The sequence below is a fragment of the Solidesulfovibrio carbinolicus genome, assembly GCF_004135975.1.
Classification (GTDB): domain Bacteria; phylum Desulfobacterota; class Desulfovibrionia; order Desulfovibrionales; family Desulfovibrionaceae; genus Solidesulfovibrio; species Solidesulfovibrio carbinolicus.
This window is the reverse complement of record NZ_CP026538.1, coordinates 1,887,675-1,905,050: the sequence shown is the minus strand read 5'-3', so window position 1 is coordinate 1,905,050 and position 17,376 is coordinate 1,887,675. Positions and strand designations below refer to the sequence as shown.

Genomic DNA, 17,376 nt, shown 5'->3' with positions numbered 1-17,376 from the left:
ATCCACGAGGCGACTTGCATGGATTTGTTGGGAAACGAAAAACGGCCCCTGGCCGAGCGCATCCGGCCGGCCAAGCTTGAAGACTTCGTGGGCCAGGCCCATGTCATCTCGCGGCTGACCAATATGCTGGCCGCGCCGCGCCTGCCCAGCCTGCTGCTGTTTGGCCCGCCGGGCTGCGGCAAATCCACCTTGGCGCTGATTCTGGCCCGGGCCAAGGGCCGGCCCTACGTGCGCGTCAGCGCTCCGGAAGCCGGGCTTGCCGCCCTGCGCGAACTCATCAAGGGCAAGGAAATCCTCATCCTGGACGAGCTGCACCGCTTTTCCAAGGCGCAGCAGGACTTTTTCCTGCCCATCCTCGAAACGGGCGAGATCGTGCTCTTGGCCACCACCACGGAAAACCCGTCGTTTTCCGTCACGCGCCAACTCCTGTCCCGGCTGCACGTCCTGCGCCTGGGGCCGCTGACCCATCCCCAGCTCATGGTGCTGGCCGAACGCGGGGCGCGCGAGGCCGGCATGAATCTGGCCAAGGAGAGCCTGGAGACCATCGCCATGCTGTCCTCGGGCGACGGCCGAACGCTGCTCAATCTGGTCGAATATACGGCCGCCCTGTCCGAGGACAAACGCGCCCCGGACGAGTTGCGCAAGCACCTTCCCGAGGCCCTGGCCCGGGGCGACCGCGACGGCGACTCCCATTACGAACTGGCCTCGGCCATGATCAAATCCATCCGCGGCAGCGACCCGGACGCCGCCCTGTACTACCTGGCCTGCATGCTCGAATCCGGCGAGGACCCGCGTTTTTGCTGCCGCCGGCTCATGATCTCGGCTTCCGAGGACATCGGTCTGGCCGACCCCATGGCCCTGCCCCTGGCCGTGTCCGCCGCCGAAGCCGTGGAGCGCATCGGCATGCCCGAAGGCTTCATCCCCCTGGCCCAGACCGTCGTTTATCTGGCGTTGGCCCCCAAGAGCAACTCCACCTACGCCGCCTATCTGACCGCCAAAAAGGAGATCATGCAGTCCGGGGTCAAGCCCGTGCCCCTGCATTTGCGCAATCCCTCGACCAAGCTGCAAAAGGAATGGGGCTTCGGCAAAGGCTACATGTATCCCCACGCCTATCCCGACGCCTGGGTGGAACAGGACTACCTGCCCGAGGAACTGGTGGGCCGCCAGTTCTACATGCCCAAGGAGCAAGGCCAGGAACCGCGCCTGGCCGCCCGGCTGGCCAGGCTTCGCAAGCGTCACGGCTAAAGCCCGGGACCCATTCGGCCGTTTGGGAACTTCTGGGACACGGCCAAGGCGCGATTCGGTCAAAAGTCGCCACGCCCCGGTCTTGTGGCAGGGGCCGAAAAAAGCTATTTTTTTCGATGCGGCGCGGCTTTTTGCCAAGGGCAAGGGCATGCGCCGCGTCGGCGCGGTTCTTGCCCGCCGTCATTAGACACCCGGGCGCGCATCGGCGACTTTGCGACGCCGCCCTCTACCCGACGCGGTGCGCCATGACCGATTTACGCTTCGAAGGCTATTTTTCCGGCAAGGCCCGGGACTACCTTTTCCGCTCCATCGACCTCGCCCTGGAGGAAGACGGACCGGACTTGACCGCCATGGCCGTTTTCGCCCCCGAGGACCGGCTGACCGCCGCCATCGTGGCCAAGCAAGAGGCGGTCATGGCCGGGTTGCCCATCGCCCCCTTGGTCCTTGAACGCATGGGCCAGGCCGAGGCTTGCTCGGTTACGCTTTTGGCCGCCGACGGTCAGCGCGTGGCCAACCGCGCCGTGGTGGCCGAGATCGTGGGGCCGGCCATCACGCTGCTTAAGGCCGAGCGCGTCATCCTCAACTATATTTGCCACCTTTCGGGCATCGCCACCATGGTCGCCACGGCCGTGGCCGCCCTGGCCGGCACGAGGACCCGCCTTCTCGACACCCGGAAAACCCTGCCCGGCCTGCGCTATCCAGAGAAATACGCCGTGGTGTGCGGCGGCGGCGTCAACCACCGCCTCGATCTGGCCGAAATGCTTATGTTCAAGGACAACCACATCGACCGGGCCGGCGGCATCCCCCAGGCCATGGCCGCCTTGCGCAAATCCTACCAAGGCCGTATAGAATCCATGCCGCCCGTGGAAATCGAATGCCGGACCCTGGCCGAAGTGGCCCAGGCCATAGCCGAAGCCCCCAAGCGCATCATGCTCGACAACATGGACGAGCCGACCATGCGCGAGGCCCTGGCCATGGTCCCGACCGGCATCGAAACGGAAGTCAGCGGCGGCGTGGAACTGGACGCCCTGGCCGGCATTGGCGCGCTCGGCCCGGATTTCGTGTCCGTGGGCCGCATCACCCATTCCGCCAAAAGCGCCGACTTAAGCATGTTGCTCAAGGAGACGACCGCATGACGACCGCCGAAACCGCCACGAAAATCGACGAGATCCGCCGAAAACGCGGCAGCGACCTGGCTATCCTGGCCCACCACTACCAGACCGACGACGTGGTGGCTCATGCCGACATCCTTGGCGATTCCCTGGAGCTGTCGCGCAAGATCGCCGCGCTTTCGGCCAGGGACATCGTGTTTTGCGGCGTGTATTTCATGGCCGAGACAGCGGCCATGCTGGCCGCGCCCGGCCAGCGCATCCATATTCCGGCCCCGGACGCGGCCTGCGTCATGTCCGAGATGGCCCCGGCTGCCCTGGTCGAGGCCGTGCTGACGCGTCTGCGTGAGGCCGGTCGCGCGGTGTTGCCGTTGACCTACGTCAACTCCTCGGCGGCGGTCAAAGCCGTGGTCGGAGCCTGCGGCGGCGCGGTGTGCACCTCGGCCAACGCGCCGAAAATGCTCAAATGGGCTCTGGACCACGGGCGCGGCGTGCTTTTTTTGCCGGACAAGATGCTTGGGCAAAATACTTGCAACACCCTTGGCGTGCCGGAAAGCGCCCGCCACATCCTGGACGTGCGCGGCGGCGGCTCCCAGCTCGACCTTGCGGCGGCGACCAAGGCCGAGGTGCTCCTTTGGCCCGGCCAGTGCGTCATCCACGCCCGGTTCAAGGCCCGGGACATCGCCGCCATCCGCGTGCAGACCCCCGAGGCCCGCATCGTGGTCCATCCCGAATGTTCGCCCGAGACCGTGTCCGCCGCCGACGCAGCCGGCTCGACCTCGTTTATCATCAAGTACGTGGCCGAGGCCCCGGAGGGTTCCGAAATCGTCATCGGCACGGAGATCAATCTGGTCAAGCGGCTGGCCAAGCAGTACCAGGGGAAAAAGACCATCCGGCCCCTGGCCTTAAGCGCCTGTTCCAACATGGCCAAGGGCACCGAGGCCAATCTGCTGGCAACGCTGCAAAATCTCGACGCGGCCGAGCCGGTGCGCGTGGACGAGGCCGTGTGCGCCCCGGCCGCGTTGGCCGTCACGCGGATGCTCGAAGCCTCGGCCTGAGCCGGCGGCCACGAACTCGCTTTTTGCAAAATGGATTTGTGCAACAGCGCATTATCGCCCTTGTTCTGACCGTTTTTGAGGACGCCCCGCCAGCCCCGAGCGCGCCCAAGGAGGAAGCTGCCCCATGGTCTACCGCATGCACGCCAACGCCCTGGTCATCGGCTCGGGACTGGCCGGCCTTACCGCCGCCCTGACCATGGCCGAGGCCGGCTTGGAAGTTATTCTGCTGACTTCCGGCGAGGATCTCGACGACGGCAACAGCGCCCTGGCCCAGGGCGGCATCGTCTATCGCGGCCCGGACGACTCGCCCCAGCTTTTGGAGCGCGACATACTCACCTGCGGCTGGCGGCACAATTCCGTACGCGCGGTCAAGTATCTGGCCCGGCGTGGGCCGCAGGTGGTGCAGGAACTGCTCATCGACAAGCTGCAATTGCCCTTTGACCACAAGGGCGGCGGCAGCGACTACCATCTGGGCAAGGAAGGCGGCCACAGCGTGGCCCGCATCCTCCACATGGCCGACCGCACCGGCCGGGCCATCATGGAGGGCCTGATGGCGGCGGTCAAAGCCAAGCCCAACATCAAGGTCCTCACCCGCCGCACGGCCGTGGACCTGCTCACCTCCAACCACCACGCCACGCTGCTGGAATTCAAGTACCAGCTTCTGAACCAGTGCCTGGGGGCCTACGTCTTAAACGAGGTCTCAGGGCAGGTGGAAACCATCCTGGCCGATTTCACCGTATTGGCCACGGGCGGCTGCGGGAGGCTTTTCCTGCACACCTCCAACACCCGCTCCTCCATCGGCTCGGCCCTGGCCATGGCCTCGCGCGCCTTTGCCAAGGTCATGAACGTGGAATACGTGCAGTTCCACCCGACCACGCTCTTTCACCGGGCCGAACGCCGGCTGCTCATCACCGAGGCCCTTCGCGGCGAAGGGGCGCGCCTTGTCAACGCGGCCGGCGAACCCTTCATGCAGCGTTACGATCCCCGGGCCGATCTGGCCCCGCGCGACATCGTCACCCGGGCCATCCTGGCCGAGATGCTCAAGACCGACCAGGACTGCGTCTATCTCGACGTGGCCAGCTACGTAAAAAACCTCGAAGAGCACTTTCCCACCGTCCACAAGGGCTGCCTGCAGCTCGGCATTGACGTCACCAAGCAGCCCATTCCGGTGGTGCCGGCGGCCCACTACTTCTGCGGTGGCGTGCTCACCGACAGCGCCGGCCGCACCACCCTGGAGCGGCTCTACGCTGCCGGCGAATGCGCCTGCACCGGCATCCACGGGGCCAACCGCCTGGCCAGCACTTCGCTTCTGGAATGTGTGCTGTGGGGCCACAGCACCGGCCAGGACGTGGCCAAGCGGGCCGGCTCCAAGGCGGCCATCGGCCGGCGTCTGCTGGACAGCATCCCGGACTGGGTCAGCCCCGGCTCCAACCGCAACGAGGACCCGGCGCTCATTGCCCAGGACTGGGCCACCATCCGCAACACCATGTGGAACTACGTCGGCATCAACCGGTCGAGTTCCCGGCTCAAGCGGGCTTTCGAGGATCTGCGCGAACTCAACAAGCACATCCACGATTTCTACCGCGAAACGCCCATCAGCAAATCCATCGTGGACCTGTTCCATGGCTGCCAGGCGGCCTACACCATCACCATCGCGGCTATGCAGAACCGCCGTTCGCTGGGCTGTCATTACCGTATCGACTAGTACGACAGGACGCGCTGACGCCCTTCCCAACGCCAAAGGGCCGCTTACGCGGCCCTTTGGCGTTTCGGCGGTTCCCTTCATTGTGCACCGCAGATCAAACTCTCCCAGCTCGATAACCCCTGAAGCACTTCTCCATGCGGGGGGCTGGGGGCCTCAGGCTCCCAGCCGCCGGAGCATCTTCTTCTTCTCCCTCTTCTTCTCTCTCGCGCTCTCTCTGGCTAACTGCCGCCGCCTTGCTGTTGCTGGCAGACAGCGTAGCCGATGTTGCAGTTGTTGACGCAATTGCCGACCCCGGCGCACATCATGACGCAGCGTTGGTAGCTCTGGACGCAGGAGTTGTTGGCCGGGCCGCCCTGCTGCTGGGGCTGGCCTTGCTGTTGCTGCTGGCCCTGTGGCCGCTGGCCGCCTTGCTGGCCTTGGGGCCGTTGCCCGCCCTGCTGCGGCGGCTGCTGCCACTGGGCCACCACCATCCCCTGATCGCCGGCTTGGGCGACGGGCGTCGGCCCGACCTGGACCAGACAACACAGCGCGCCGGCCACGGCGGCCGCCAGAAAACGTTTCCGCATACCCATAGAAGCCTCCTCCGGGAACTGATCCCTATTGCAGACTCAAGCACGGCCACGCGTCTCGGTCAAGGACGATCTGCTTGGCTTTGGGCGCCTACCAAGGAACGCCGGGGCAGCACGGCCAAGCCCCGGGTCCACGACCATGGACACGCCGCGCCATGCCCGTAAGGCCTTGGGCGTTTAGTGAAAACGCGGGGCTAATCAAGGGGCGTTTTGGCGGAAGGATCGAGCTTTTTGACCTGCAAAAAATCCTCACGGGCCTTGTCCGGCTCGCCCAGGGCCTCGTAGACCTTGCCGCGATTGAGGTAGAGGTCGGGGTCGTCGGGCGAGGCTTCGATGGCCAGGGAAAAATTGGCCATGGCGCTTTGCAGGTTGCCTTTTTTAAACCAGGCCGAACCCCGGTTATTGAGGAGCTTGGCGTCCTTGGCGTCGGTCTCCAGAGCCAGGGAGTAGTCGTCGATGGCCTGGTCGTAGTGGCGTAGGGCGAAATGGGCGTTGCCCCGGTTGTAGATGGCCGACACGTAGCTGGCGTCGAGCTGGACGGCCTTGGAATAGTCGTCGATGGCGGCGTTGTAGTCGCCCATGGCGGCCCGGGCGTAGCCTCGGGCGGCCAGGAACAGGTAGGCCTGCTCGGCCGGCAGTTCGTTGGAGTCCATGGCCTCGGTGAGCTGGGTTACGGCCGACGGGTATTCCTTGGCGTCCAAGGCAGCCAGGGCGGCCTTGGCCTGATCCAGGCCGCCGGCCAGGGCCGGGTTGCCCAGCAAGGCCGGCAGGCACAGCGCACAGGCAGCCAGCAGTCGCGAAATCTTCAAGACCCGCCCCCTTCGCGGTCCACGTCAAAGGCCGGCACATGCAGTTCGTCGTCGATGCGGTCGGCGTCCTGGGAGGAATAGCGCACCATGTTGCGCAGATGGAAAAAGGCGGACTCGTCCATGCTGTCGAAATCGATGGCCACGCCCTCGTCATTGGAGCGCACGACAGTGGCCTTAAGCCGCACCTTGATGTCCTTGGCCAATTCAAAGACCACCGTGCAGTCCCGGCTCGGGGCCAAGCGCGGCTCGGGGCAAAAAAGCGCCCCCTTGAGGCTCAGATTCTGGGTGCTGACCGGAATCTTCTCCCCGTCTATGTACACGTACGCGTCGAACTGGGCGCAGACCCGGCTGCGGCGTCTCTTGTTGTCTCCCATGCCTTTTCCTCACTTCATGCACGCGCGGCGCGGCCGGCATCCACTTTGACGTTGGCTCGCCGAAGGCAAGCATAGCCGTTTCGCGGCGCTTTAGAAAGCGCCAATGCGGACATCAGGCCGCCGGAGCCGACACGGACATGGGGGCCAGCGGTCCGCAAACGCCCACCCGCCCATCAGGCAGCCGGACGAATTCCCGCATCTCGCCGTCCTGGGACACCACCACCGCCACGGCTCCCGACGCCCTGGCCACATAGCGGGCGGCGCTACGGTGGCGGGTGCCGAAGCCGGCAATGTCCAGGGAAGCCGTAGGGACCAGCTCCGTGGACTGGGGCGACAGCGACAGACAAAGCGGCAAGGCGTCCTCGTCACGGGCCAAGAGTTCCACCCGAAAGGCCTGCACCGACAAGGCGGCGTCCAGGATCACCGCCCCGTCCACGCACGAGGCCTGGGCCGCCACCCGGGTGGCCGTGTCCCATTGTTCCAGGTGCACGGCCTGGCCACCGCCCGCGCCGGCCAGATTCTGGGCCACCCGGCCGAGGTTGGGCCAGGCCACGCCGACCCCTGGCGACAGGAGCGTCCTGGCGGCGGCGGCCTCGGCCCGGCCGGGCGGCAGAAACACGAACATGCCGCCATGGCCGGCGGCCACGGCCAGGGCGAACACCCGGGCCAGGGTCGCCTTGACCAGACTGGCCAAAGCCCCGGAATCCTCGACGCCGTGGGTCAAGCCCTGAGCGGCCTGGCGGCAAAGCGGCAGGAAAATGGGCGAAAAAGCGTTGTCGTGGCACACCGACAGCCGGCCTTCCCGCAACTCCAGATACAGCGCCGGCTGGTCCGGACAGACGAGCGACGCCCGCAACCTGCCCGGAGCCGAGACGCTCAAGGAAAGGCCCGGGAACTGGGTGCCGCCGTGGTAGTCGATGCGGCCGCGCAGGGCGGCAAAGCCGGAATACTCGACCTTGGACACGCCTTCCAGCCGCAGCCCTTCCGGCCCTTCCTTGACCACGAAGGCGTAAGGCCCCGGCGGGATGCCCGGCGATAGCCGGTGCAAGGTCGCAAGCTGACAGGGTTGGGGCGGGGAAAAACGCAGATCAAGCACCGGCTCGGCCCCGCCGGCCAGGGGCGAAAACAGCTGAAACGACGGATAGCGACCCTCTTCCCGCTTGAGGCTGGCCCGGTAGGCTGTCTCGACCAGGGCAGCCAATCCCCGGTCGGAGAGCACGGAAGGATTGGGAATAAGCCTGGCCGCCAGTTCCAGGGGGCCGGCCGGCCCGGAGGTCGGAGCGAAAGCGGTGGAAGCCTGCATTTGGGCCTTGTAGGACCGGCAAGGGCGGCTGTCAAATGCCCGCGACGCCGGACTCGCGCAATTGTCGCCCATCGGTTACCTGTCGGTTATCCGGCGGACACGGACCGGGCGCACCTTGGTCTTTTCCATACCACATCCGAGGAGCATCCCATGCGTAAAACGACCCTTCGACTCGCCGCCCTGGCCCTGGCCCTGGCCGCCGCCAGCGGTCTGGCCGGCGAGGCCCTGGCCCAGTCCCGCCCCGCCCCCCTGGTCATCGGCCACCGGGGCGCCTGCGGCCACCGCCCCGAACACACCCTGGCTTCCTACGAACTGGCCATCGACATGGGGGCCGATTACGTCGAGCCGGACCTCGTCGCCACCAAGGACGGCGTGCTCATCGCCCGCCACGAAAACGACATCAGCGGCACCACCGACGTGGCCGCCAAGTTCCCGGACCGCAAAACCAAAAAAACCATCGATGGAACCGAAATAGAAGGTTATTTCACCGAAGATTTCACCCTGGCCGAACTAAGGACCCTGCGGGCCAAGGAACGCCTCGACTTCCGCGACCACAGCCGCGACGGCCAGTTCGCCATACCGACTTTCGAAGAGGTCATCGAACTGGTCAAGCGCAAGGAAAAGGAAACCGGCCGCACCATCGGCATCTATCCCGAAACCAAGCACCCGACCTATTTCCGAAGCATCGGCCTGCCCCTGGAAGGCAAGCTCGTCGAGATTCTCGCCAAAAACGGCTACGACAAGGCCGATTCCCCGATCTTCATCCAGTCCTTCGAGATCGGCAATTTGAAGGACCTGCGCCAGATGACGCCGGTCAAGCTCGTCTTTCTCTACGACGAGCCCGACATGCGGCCCTACGATTTCGTGGTCTCCGGCGACAAGCGCACCTTCGCCGAACTGCTCTCCCCGGCCAACCTCAAGGAGATCGCCGCCTTCGCCAACGGCATCGGTCCCTGGAAGCGCCTTATCATCGCCGAAAACCCGGACAAGACTCTGGCTGCGGCCAACAGCGTGGTGGCCGACGCCCACGCCGCCGGGCTGACCGTGCATCCCTACACCTTCCGCAACGAGGACCGCTACCTGGCCAAGGACTACGGCGGCGACCCCATCAAGGAATATCTCCAGTTCTACGAACTCGGCGTTGACGGCCTGTTCTCCGATTTCCCCGACACCGCCGTGGCCGCTCGTGAAATATTTATGAAGGGAAAATAGGGAGATAAGATGTCTCCGGCGGCTGGGGGCCTGAGGCCCCCAGACCCCCCAGACGGAGAAAGGGGTTAAGGAGGTGTGGCGTACATCGGCGCTGTGGCCGGTCGGGAAACACTGTTTCTCCGGCGACGGGGCCTTGTGTTGACGCGGGGTGTTACTCGGCGCGCTCCAGGGGCGGCGGCTGGGGCAGGGCCGCCGCCACCGCCGCCGCCGTGGCGGCCTGGCGCAACATAAGCCGGGCCGCGTCGCCGGACTGCTCCAGCACGGCTTCAAAATCGCCGTTGCGCCACAGGCACACGCGCCCGGAGGCGGCCTCGCGGCAATGCGGCGGCCCAAGATCGCGAGTCAGTCGCGCGGTGAGCGCCGGCGCATCAGCCGGCGCGGCCAAGGCAGCTTCCACGGAGAAAAGCCCGCCTTGCCAGAAGGCCAGCGTGGCCTGGGTCAGGGCCGCGCCAAACGGCGCATCCCCCTGCCCAGGCGCGGCATAGAAAGCCAAGGATTCGGCCAGGGCACTTGGTAGCGGCACGGCCAACCGGGCCAGCCCCGGACCGGGCGCATCGCCAAAGGCCAGTCCGAACAGGCGCCCCGGCGGCCCGGCCGGCCCAGCCGGCTCCCCGGTCCCGGAACAGCCCCCCAAAAGCAGCACGACGGCCAGCAGCCCAAGGGCGGCCGCGCCCCAAGCCCTCTCCCAGGGCCTGCTCCGGGCGTCGCCCTTGCCGAGCCTGCCAGGCCCGGGCGCTCCGTCTGCCGCCCCCCCAGCCCTGCGCCGCCAGGGCACATAACCGCAGTGCGGCCGACGCGCGTTGCAGTCCCTCCCCCAGACTCTGGCAAAACACCTCGCCACGCAATAGTCCACACAAAGAGATGGTTTTCTCTTCAAAAGATATATTACATTCCAAACAAAAGTTTTTTTCATGAAATTTACTCCACAAACAAAGAAATCATGGACGCATCATATCCAAAAACAACCAATCACCAGACGCTCTTTGCAGAAAAGACCCCACCTTGACCGATCCCGAAAAATCGTTATCCTCCGCAGGAATCAACTGCATCAAACCGCACTCATGCACCGACTCAACGCAACATGAACAATTTTTCATACTCCTATCAGCTGCACGCCGACGCCGGCGCGCCGTGATCTCATTGCCCCAGCCAAACGCCATCCGCCTGCCCGGCGCACCATAACGGAACCACGCCTATGCCCTATCCGTCGCTTGGCGACCCTGGTCGACCGATCTTCTCCAAACGCCGACGCCGTTCCTGGCCACGGTTTTTCCTGCTCGGCCTGATCGTCGTGGCCCTGGCCGCCGCCATCGGCTACATGTCCGGCCTGCCCGCGCCCCTGGCCTTTTGGGCATCGCTTTTCCAAACCGCGCAGGCTCCGGTCCAAGCCGATCCCAACGTCGCCATCGTCGGCAATCTCTTCGACCAGCCCGACACGTCCGCCCCCCCCGCCGAAGCCGGGGACGCCGCCGCATCCGACGCCCGGACCATCACCGGCGAGGTCCGCCCCGGCCAGACCCTGGCCGGCCTCCTCGGCCGCCACGCCGAGCCGGCCAAAATCGCCGCCCTGGCCGACCCCGAGGATTTCTCCTTCTCCGACCTGCGCACCGGCCAGCCTTACCGCCTCACCCTGCGCGACCGGGAACTGGTCTCCTTCGAATACGACATCAACGAAACCGAAACCCTCGTCATCGACGAAAACGACGGCGAGCTCGCCGCCCGGGTCGAAACCAAACAGTGCGAGGTACGCCCCGCCCTTCTGACCACCACCGTCACATCCACCCTGTCCGAAGCCGTGGCCGAGGCCGGCGGCAATCTGGCCACCGCCCTGGCCCTGGCCGACATCTTCGCCTCGGACATGGACTTCAGCCGCGACGTGCAGCCCGGCGACACCGTGCGGGCCGTGGTGGAAGAGCGCTACGTGGAAGGCCGCCCGGCCGGCCTGGGCCGCGTGCTGGCCGCCCGCTACACCAGCGGCGACAAAGTCCTGGAAGGCTACGGCATCCTCGGCGACAAAGGCCGCCTGGAATACTACGACGCCGACGGAACCCCCCGGCGCAAAACCTTCCTGCGCGCCCCCCTGTCATTTCTGCGCGTCACCTCGGGCTTCACCGCCTCGCGCCTGCACCCCATCCTCAAGGTCCGCAAACCCCATTACGGCGTGGACTACGCCGCCCCCACCGGCACCCCCGTCTGGACCGTGGGCGACGGCGTGGTCATCGAACGCGGCCGCAACCACGCCGCCGGCAACTACCTGACCGTGCGCCACGGCAAAACCTACGTCACCCGCTACAACCACTTAAGCCGCTTCGCCAAGGGCATCGCCCAAGGCAGCCGTGTGGTCCAAGGCCAAGTCATCGGCTATGTCGGGGCCACCGGCTACGCCACCGGCCCCCACCTCGATTTCCGCATGTACGCCGACGGCCAGCCGGTCAACGCCCTGGATAACGACACCGCCGAAGCCACGCCCCTGCCCCGCGCCCGGCTGGCCGAATTCCGCGAAGACGCCCTGACCTACGCCGCCGTCCTCGACGGCCACAAGCCCCCCGCCGCCCTGGCCGACGCTTTGCCACCGACCAAGGGAGGAATGTAGGGAACAGGCTGAAAAGAAAAGGGAAGAGGCCTCCGGCGGCTGGGGGCCTGAGGCCCCCAGCCCCCCCCAAATGGAGAAAGGGGTTAAGGGGGAGAGCCATTACGGTGGGCGGGTTGCGCAATTCGGGAAAGAACAAGGCGAGGAAGACCGACGCGGCAGCGATTGTCAGAAGCGCAGGCGCTCCAGGATGAGGTTGCTGACCAGAAAGCCGTTCTTGGTCAGCCGCAGATGCCCGGCGCTCAGGCGTACCAGCTCCTTTTGCCGCAAAGCGGTGACGAGCGCTTCGTTTTCCTTGAGAAAATCAATTCCAGTCAACCGCTTGTACAGTCCCAGCCGAAGCCCCTTGGCCGTTCGCAGCGAGAGCATTACCAGTTCGCGGATACGCTCCTCCCGCGACAGCGCCACCCCGCCCGCACCGCAGCGCCCGGCCTTTGCCTGGACGGCCCAGTCGCGGACGTCGCGGGGATTTTCATGGCGCACTCCGGCCACGGTGGATACCGCCCCCGGCCCCAAGCCAAGATAGTCCCGGCCTTCCCAGTAGCCCGAATTGTGGCGGCTTTGGAAACCCATGCGGGCGTAATTGGAGATTTCGTATTGCAGGTAGCCCTGCTCTTCCAGAAACTCCGCCCCATGCACGTACATGCGGCCCTGCTCGCCATCCGGCGGCAGCTCCAGCTCGCCGGCCTCGGCCGAGGCGGCCAGGGGCGTGCCCGGCTCCAGGGTCAGGCCGTAGCAGGACAGATGCTCCGGCCGCAGGCGCACGGCTGCCTTCAGGTCCTCCATCCAGCTCCCCTCGCGCTGGCCGGGCAGGCCCCAGATGAGGTCCAGGCTGATATTGGCGAACCCCGCCTTGCGGGCCGCCTCGAAGGCCATATGGGCCGTTCTGGCGTCATGGGGGCGGCCCAGGATCTTCAGCATGGCGTCGGAAAAGCTCTGCACCCCAAGACTCAGGCGATTGACCCCGGCCCCGGCCAGGATGCTCAGATACTGCTGGTCCAGGGCCGAATCGGGATTGCCCTCAAACGTCCATTCCACGGCCGGATGCACATCGAAATGGCGGGTGATTTCCGGCAGGATGCGCGACAGCGCCCAGGGCGGCAACAGCGTGGGCGTGCCGCCGCCGAAATAGATGGTCTCGACCTTGGGCCGGCCGAGCTTTTTGCCGAAATGCCGGATCTCCAGCGGCAAGGCCGTGGCGTAGACCTCCACCTCGGCCATGTCCAGGGGACGCGAGACAAAAGCGCAGTACCGGCACTTGCTCCGGCAAAAGGGCACGTGGATATACAGCAGCATAGGGGAACGTCCGGTGGCGGCGCAATTGCGCCGGCCAGGCGCTTATCTAGGCGCAAACCGGAGTTCGGGCAAGCCCGGCCGCCACACCCTACAGCCAGGCCGTGAAGAGGAAAAAGAACCCGGCCCCCAGCAGCATGGCCGCCGGCAGGGTGAACACCCAGGCCATGGCGATGGAGCGCAGGGTGCGCATCTGCAGGCCGCTTTTGTGGGCGGCCATGGTCCCGGCCACGCCCGAGGACAGCACATGGGTGGTGGACACCGGCAGCCCCAGGCCGTCGGCCAGGCCGATGGTGGCCATGGCCACGATCTGGGCCGACGCGCCCTGGGCATAGCTGAGCTTGGTCTTGCCGATCTTCTCGCCGATGGTGACCACGATGCGCTTCCAACCGACCATGGTGCCCACGCCAAGGGCCAGGGACACGGCCATGATGACCCAATCCGGGGCGTATTCTGTAGGCCGGCGCAATGTTTCGCGCAGTTGCTCGATTTCGGCCCGCTCGGCGGCGCTGCCCGAAAGCCCCTGCATGATCCGGGCGGCGTCGTCCAGGCACAGGATGTCGGTGCGCAGCTCCCAGCGTTCCCCGGCCGGGATGGCGGCAATGGAATCATACAGGGCCAGCTGGCGCTGGATGTCTTCCGAGGCGGCCACGGCCCCGCGCACGTCGCAGCTCACGGCTGAAGATTTCTCGGGCAGCTCCCGGATGGAGCCATTGGCATAGGCCTTGTCGATCTCCAGCCGGTGGGCGTCGAAATAGTCGGTGAACCGGGCCGCCGCCTGGCGCACCATGGCCGTCTCGCCGGGCGACAGGTCGGCGTCCAGGGAATAGACCCCGGGCAGAATGCCGATGAGGATAAGCATGATAAGGCCCACCCCCTTCTGGCCGTCGTTGGAGCCATGGGCCAGGCTTACGCCCAGGCCCGAGAGGATCAGCGCCGCCCGCATGGCCGGCGGCGGCGGCGCGTCGCCTTGAGGCGGCCGATGCAGGGCCGGATTTTTGAGCAGTCGTTGCAGCAAAAGCAGCAGCCCGCCGGCCAGGACAAAGCCGATGATGGGCGAGATGAATAGCGACAAGCCGACTTCGACGGCCTTGTGCCAGTTGACCCCGGCCCCGGCCGGCAGGCCTTCGCGTACGGCGTTGGCCAGCCCCACGCCCAGGATTGCGCCGATGAGCGTGTGGGAACTCGACGCCGGCAGCCCCAGGTACCAGGTGCCGAAGTTCCACAGGATGGCCGAGACGAGCAGGGAAAAGACCATGGCCAACCCGAGGTTGGAGTTGACCGACACGAGCAGGTCCACCGGCAGCAGATGGACGATGGAATAGGCCACGGCGATGCCGCCAAGCAGCACGCCGAGGAAATTGCAGATGCCCGACAGGACGACAGCCGTGGTGGCCCGAAGCGCCTTGGTGTAGATCACCGTGGCCACGGCGTTGGCCGTGTCGTGAAAACCGTTGACGAATTCAAACGCCAGGGCGATTCCCAGGGACAGGCACAACAGGATCAGGGAATGGCCGTCAAGGCTGGCAAGGGACTGCAACATGCCGTACTCCGGTGCGGGTGGGAGAAAGCGGGCGTGAGCAGCGGTTAAGCCGCCCCTCCCCGTGGCGTATCCTCGAAAAAAACAGCAGGCGTTTTGCTGGCAACAAGCGAAAAAACATTGAACTCCCCAACGACACCTTCGTATTTTTCGAGTGCGGCGCTAGGTGCCTTCCACCAGATGCACCAGGGCCTGCCTGGCCTTGAGTTCCTCCACGGTGAAAATAAACCCGTGGGCGGCGGCGTGGGCCGCCAGTTCATCAAGGGGCAGGCCGCCGACCAGGAGCAGCCGGTCCTTGTCGGCCTGCAACCAGGCCAGAAATTGATCGATGGCTTCCTGACTCATGGCCTCCTCCGTGCCTGACCCAATGTCGCGTCCCTTAACAATACGACGTATTGTTAAGGAAAAATTGGTGGTCTTCATGCGTTGCCTGCCAAACGCCGTATGCGCTTTCACGGACACGACCCTAGCCCAGTCGGGCCGGCCGCGTACAGGGTAAACCGGTGAAGGTTGCGTGAGTCTCTCATGACGAACGCGCGGCGCGGAAAAACCCGGCCGTTGTGCAAAAAAACAAGCAGGGCTTCACCTTTTCTTCATAATCGGGTGCTACAGCCAATGACGCGCCCGGATCGTCTCCCCGGGCCGCCAAGGAGGAAGTTCGTGAACAAGCTTTTCAAATACGACGGATTGCAGCAGCCCGACGTCATCGCCGCCTATCTGGAGGCCGTGCGCGACGGGTTCGCCACGGGAGAGATCACCCTGTCCCAGGGCGAGGACGTGCTGCGCCTTATCCCCAAGGGGTTGGTGGCCGTCACCGTGGAAGGCAAGGCCAAGGGCGAGGACCGCAAACTCAAGCTGACCTTCCGCTGGAAGGAGCGCGAACAGGAATGTTCCGCCCCACTGCTCATCACTGCCCGGGACGAAGACGATGCTTGAGATCGAGCGCAATTTCAAATTCCTGCTCGTGGAGATCGAGCGACAGATCGCCGGCACCATCGAAGTCCTCAAGCATCGTGACGAAAAGGCCATCGCCAAGATCGAGGCCCGCGACGACTATATCGACAACTTGAAAAGCGTGATCGAAAACGCCTGCTTCGCCACCCTGCACGGCGAAACCCGGCCCACCGCCCCGGAAGTGGCCCGCATCCGGGCGTTTCACATCATCGGCAGCAACCTCGAACGGGTGGGCGACCATGCCGTCAACGTGGTGCGCCAAACGCGCCACTACGACGATCCAAGATGCCTGCTGCGCTACGACTACAAGCCGTTTTTCCAGGAAATCCAGAATGCCCTGGGCTGGATGCCAAAGGCGGTGCTGGAACGCGACATGGCCGCGGCGCTGAAAATCTGCCGCTGCGAGCTGCATCTCGACCGGCTCTACAAGCAGGAGTTCGACCGCATCCGCGACGAACTGCGCACGGGCTTCAACACCGGCGACCTGCTCACCACCCTGTTTATCTTCCGCTATCTCGAACGCATGGGCGACGCCCTGCTCAACGTCGGCGAAGCCGCCATCTTCGCCATCACCGGCGACAAATTCAAAATCCGCCAGTTCACCGCCTTAAACGACATTCTGGCCGCCTCCGGCCACGAAAACCCGCTGTCCGATGTGGAATTCGCCTCCATCTGGGGCACCCGCTCAGGCTGCCGCATCGGCCGGATTCAGGAACGCGGCGGCGAAGGCGACTGCCACAAGGAAGTCATCTTCAAGGACGGCGACACGGGCAAGCTGCGCCAGGAAGCCGCCAACTTCGCCCGCTGGGAGTCCCTCATGCCGGGCCTGGCTCCGCATCTGGAAGCCTTTCGCGAAGGGGAAAAGACCAGCTCCATGCTCATCGAGCTCTTGCCCGGCCAGACCATCCAGGACCTGTCGCTCTCCGGCGACCGCAAGCTGCTCTCCCGGGCCGTGGCCGCCCAGTGCCGCACCGCCGGGGAACTCTGGGAAAAAACCCTGACCCCCGGCCCCCGCCCCATCGGCTACAGCAAGCAGTTGCGCGCCCGCCTGCCCGAGGTGCTCACCGTGCACCCGGGCTTTCGGGTCAAGCGCAAGGCCATCGGCGCTTTTCCCTTGCCGTCCCTGGACGAAATCATCGACGCCGCCGAGGCCGTGGAGCGCACCCTTGCCGCGCCCTACAGCGTGCTGATCCACGGCGACTACAACACCAACAACATCCTCTATGATCCGGCCGAGGACCGCATCCACTACATCGACCTGCACCGATCGGCCGACGCCGACCTGGTGCAGGACGTCTCGGTGTACATGGTCTCCAACTTCCGCCTGCCCATCTTCGACAAGGCCCGGCGCGGCGTCCTTTCCGCCGTCATCCTGGAGATGCGCCGCTTTGCCGCCGCTTTTGCCGCCAAGCATGGCGACACGACCTTCGACATCCGGCTGGCCCTTGGCCTTGGCCGGTCACTTATTACTTCGACCCGATTCGAACTGAGCGAGCGTTTCGCCCGGCTCATGTTCCACCGGGGCGTCTTTTTGCTGCAGCGCGTGGCCGCCCATGACGGCGACCCAGCGGACTTCAAGCTGCCCGTCGACGCCCTGTGCTACTGAAAACCTTCC

16 protein-coding genes are annotated in these 17,376 nt (G+C 65.4%); 8 read left to right on the top strand and 8 right to left on the bottom strand.

The window, feature by feature from the left end:
• Positions 1–18 precede the first annotated feature (18 nt).
• From C3Y92_RS08455 to nadB, 4 genes are all read left to right on the top strand, one after another.
• Positions 19–1,245, top strand: a complete 1,227-nt coding sequence (locus C3Y92_RS08455) for a replication-associated recombination protein A (RefSeq protein WP_129351614.1) — start codon at positions 19–21, stop codon at positions 1,243–1,245.
• 245 nt (positions 1,246–1,490) lie between these two features.
• Complete coding sequence (gene nadC, locus C3Y92_RS08450) at positions 1,491–2,381, top strand: carboxylating nicotinate-nucleotide diphosphorylase (protein ID WP_129351612.1); 891 nt, start codon at positions 1,491–1,493, stop codon at positions 2,379–2,381.
• Positions 2,378–3,412, top strand: coding sequence for a quinolinate synthase NadA (nadA, locus tag C3Y92_RS08445; RefSeq protein ID WP_129351610.1), 1,035 nt, complete (start codon positions 2,378–2,380; stop codon positions 3,410–3,412). The genes nadC and nadA overlap by 4 nt, the downstream gene beginning before the upstream one ends.
• A 124-nt stretch (positions 3,413–3,536) precedes the next feature.
• The gene (nadB, locus tag C3Y92_RS08440) at positions 3,537–5,117 is read left to right on the top strand and encodes an L-aspartate oxidase (protein ID WP_129351608.1); all 1,581 of its coding nucleotides are present in this window, start codon (positions 3,537–3,539) and stop codon (positions 5,115–5,117) included.
• A 218-nt stretch (positions 5,118–5,335) separates the two neighbouring features.
• Here the strand turns inward: nadB and C3Y92_RS21440 are convergent, their stop codons facing one another.
• The 4 genes from C3Y92_RS21440 to C3Y92_RS08420 all read right to left on the bottom strand — a co-directional run bounded on the left by C3Y92_RS21440 (position 5,336) and on the right by C3Y92_RS08420 (position 8,172).
• Positions 5,336–5,689 (bottom strand): hypothetical protein, encoded by a 354-nt coding sequence (locus C3Y92_RS21440; protein ID WP_235669658.1) that lies wholly within the window; start codon positions 5,687–5,689, stop codon positions 5,336–5,338.
• Positions 5,690–5,880: 191 nt separating this feature from the next.
• Entirely contained in the window at positions 5,881–6,495 is a 615-nt protein-coding gene (locus tag C3Y92_RS08430) for a tetratricopeptide repeat protein (RefSeq protein WP_129351606.1), read from the bottom strand.
• The gene (locus C3Y92_RS08425; RefSeq protein WP_129351604.1) at positions 6,492–6,869 is read right to left on the bottom strand and encodes a PilZ domain-containing protein; all 378 of its coding nucleotides are present in this window, start codon (positions 6,867–6,869) and stop codon (positions 6,492–6,494) included. Before C3Y92_RS08425 ends, C3Y92_RS08430 begins: the two co-directional genes overlap by 4 nt.
• A gap of 112 nt (positions 6,870–6,981) precedes the next feature.
• Entirely contained in the window at positions 6,982–8,172 is a 1,191-nt protein-coding gene (locus tag C3Y92_RS08420; RefSeq protein ID WP_235669657.1) for a DNA integrity scanning protein DisA nucleotide-binding domain protein, read from the bottom strand.
• A 150-nt stretch (positions 8,173–8,322) separates the two neighbouring features.
• Between C3Y92_RS08420 and C3Y92_RS08415 the strand changes: the two genes are divergently transcribed.
• Positions 8,323–9,384 (top strand): glycerophosphodiester phosphodiesterase, encoded by a 1,062-nt coding sequence (locus C3Y92_RS08415; protein ID WP_129351600.1) that lies wholly within the window; start codon positions 8,323–8,325, stop codon positions 9,382–9,384.
• Between the two features lie 151 nt (positions 9,385–9,535).
• Here C3Y92_RS08415 and C3Y92_RS21435 read toward each other — a convergent pair whose 3' ends face one another.
• Positions 9,536–10,027, bottom strand: coding sequence for a hypothetical protein (locus C3Y92_RS21435; RefSeq protein ID WP_235669656.1), 492 nt, complete (start codon positions 10,025–10,027; stop codon positions 9,536–9,538).
• 552 nt (positions 10,028–10,579) lie between these two features.
• Here C3Y92_RS21435 and C3Y92_RS21690 point away from each other — a divergent pair.
• Positions 10,580–11,977, top strand: a complete 1,398-nt coding sequence (locus C3Y92_RS21690; protein ID WP_129351596.1) for a peptidoglycan DD-metalloendopeptidase family protein — start codon at positions 10,580–10,582, stop codon at positions 11,975–11,977.
• A 165-nt stretch (positions 11,978–12,142) separates the two neighbouring features.
• Here C3Y92_RS21690 and hemW read toward each other — a convergent pair whose 3' ends face one another.
• From hemW to C3Y92_RS08390, 3 genes are all read right to left on the bottom strand, one after another.
• Positions 12,143–13,270 (bottom strand): radical SAM family heme chaperone HemW, encoded by a 1,128-nt coding sequence (gene hemW / locus C3Y92_RS08400; protein WP_129351594.1) that lies wholly within the window; start codon positions 13,268–13,270, stop codon positions 12,143–12,145.
• Between the two features lie 88 nt (positions 13,271–13,358).
• Entirely contained in the window at positions 13,359–14,810 is a 1,452-nt protein-coding gene (locus C3Y92_RS08395) for an inorganic phosphate transporter (protein WP_129351592.1), read from the bottom strand.
• 159 nt (positions 14,811–14,969) lie between these two features.
• Positions 14,970–15,152 carry a Nif11-like leader peptide family natural product precursor gene (locus C3Y92_RS08390; protein ID WP_129351590.1) on the bottom strand — a complete coding sequence of 61 codons (183 nt, stop codon included), beginning with the start codon at positions 15,150–15,152 and terminating at the stop codon, positions 14,970–14,972.
• A 315-nt stretch (positions 15,153–15,467) separates the two neighbouring features.
• Between C3Y92_RS08390 and C3Y92_RS08385 the strand changes: the two genes are divergently transcribed.
• Positions 15,468–15,743 carry an amphi-Trp domain-containing protein gene (locus C3Y92_RS08385; RefSeq protein ID WP_207214034.1) on the top strand — a complete coding sequence of 92 codons (276 nt, stop codon included), beginning with the start codon at positions 15,468–15,470 and terminating at the stop codon, positions 15,741–15,743.
• Positions 15,736–17,367 (top strand): PhoU domain-containing protein, encoded by a 1,632-nt coding sequence (locus tag C3Y92_RS08380; RefSeq protein WP_129351586.1) that lies wholly within the window; start codon positions 15,736–15,738, stop codon positions 17,365–17,367. Before C3Y92_RS08385 ends, C3Y92_RS08380 begins: the two co-directional genes overlap by 8 nt.
• The last annotated feature ends 9 nt before the right edge of the window (positions 17,368–17,376 follow it).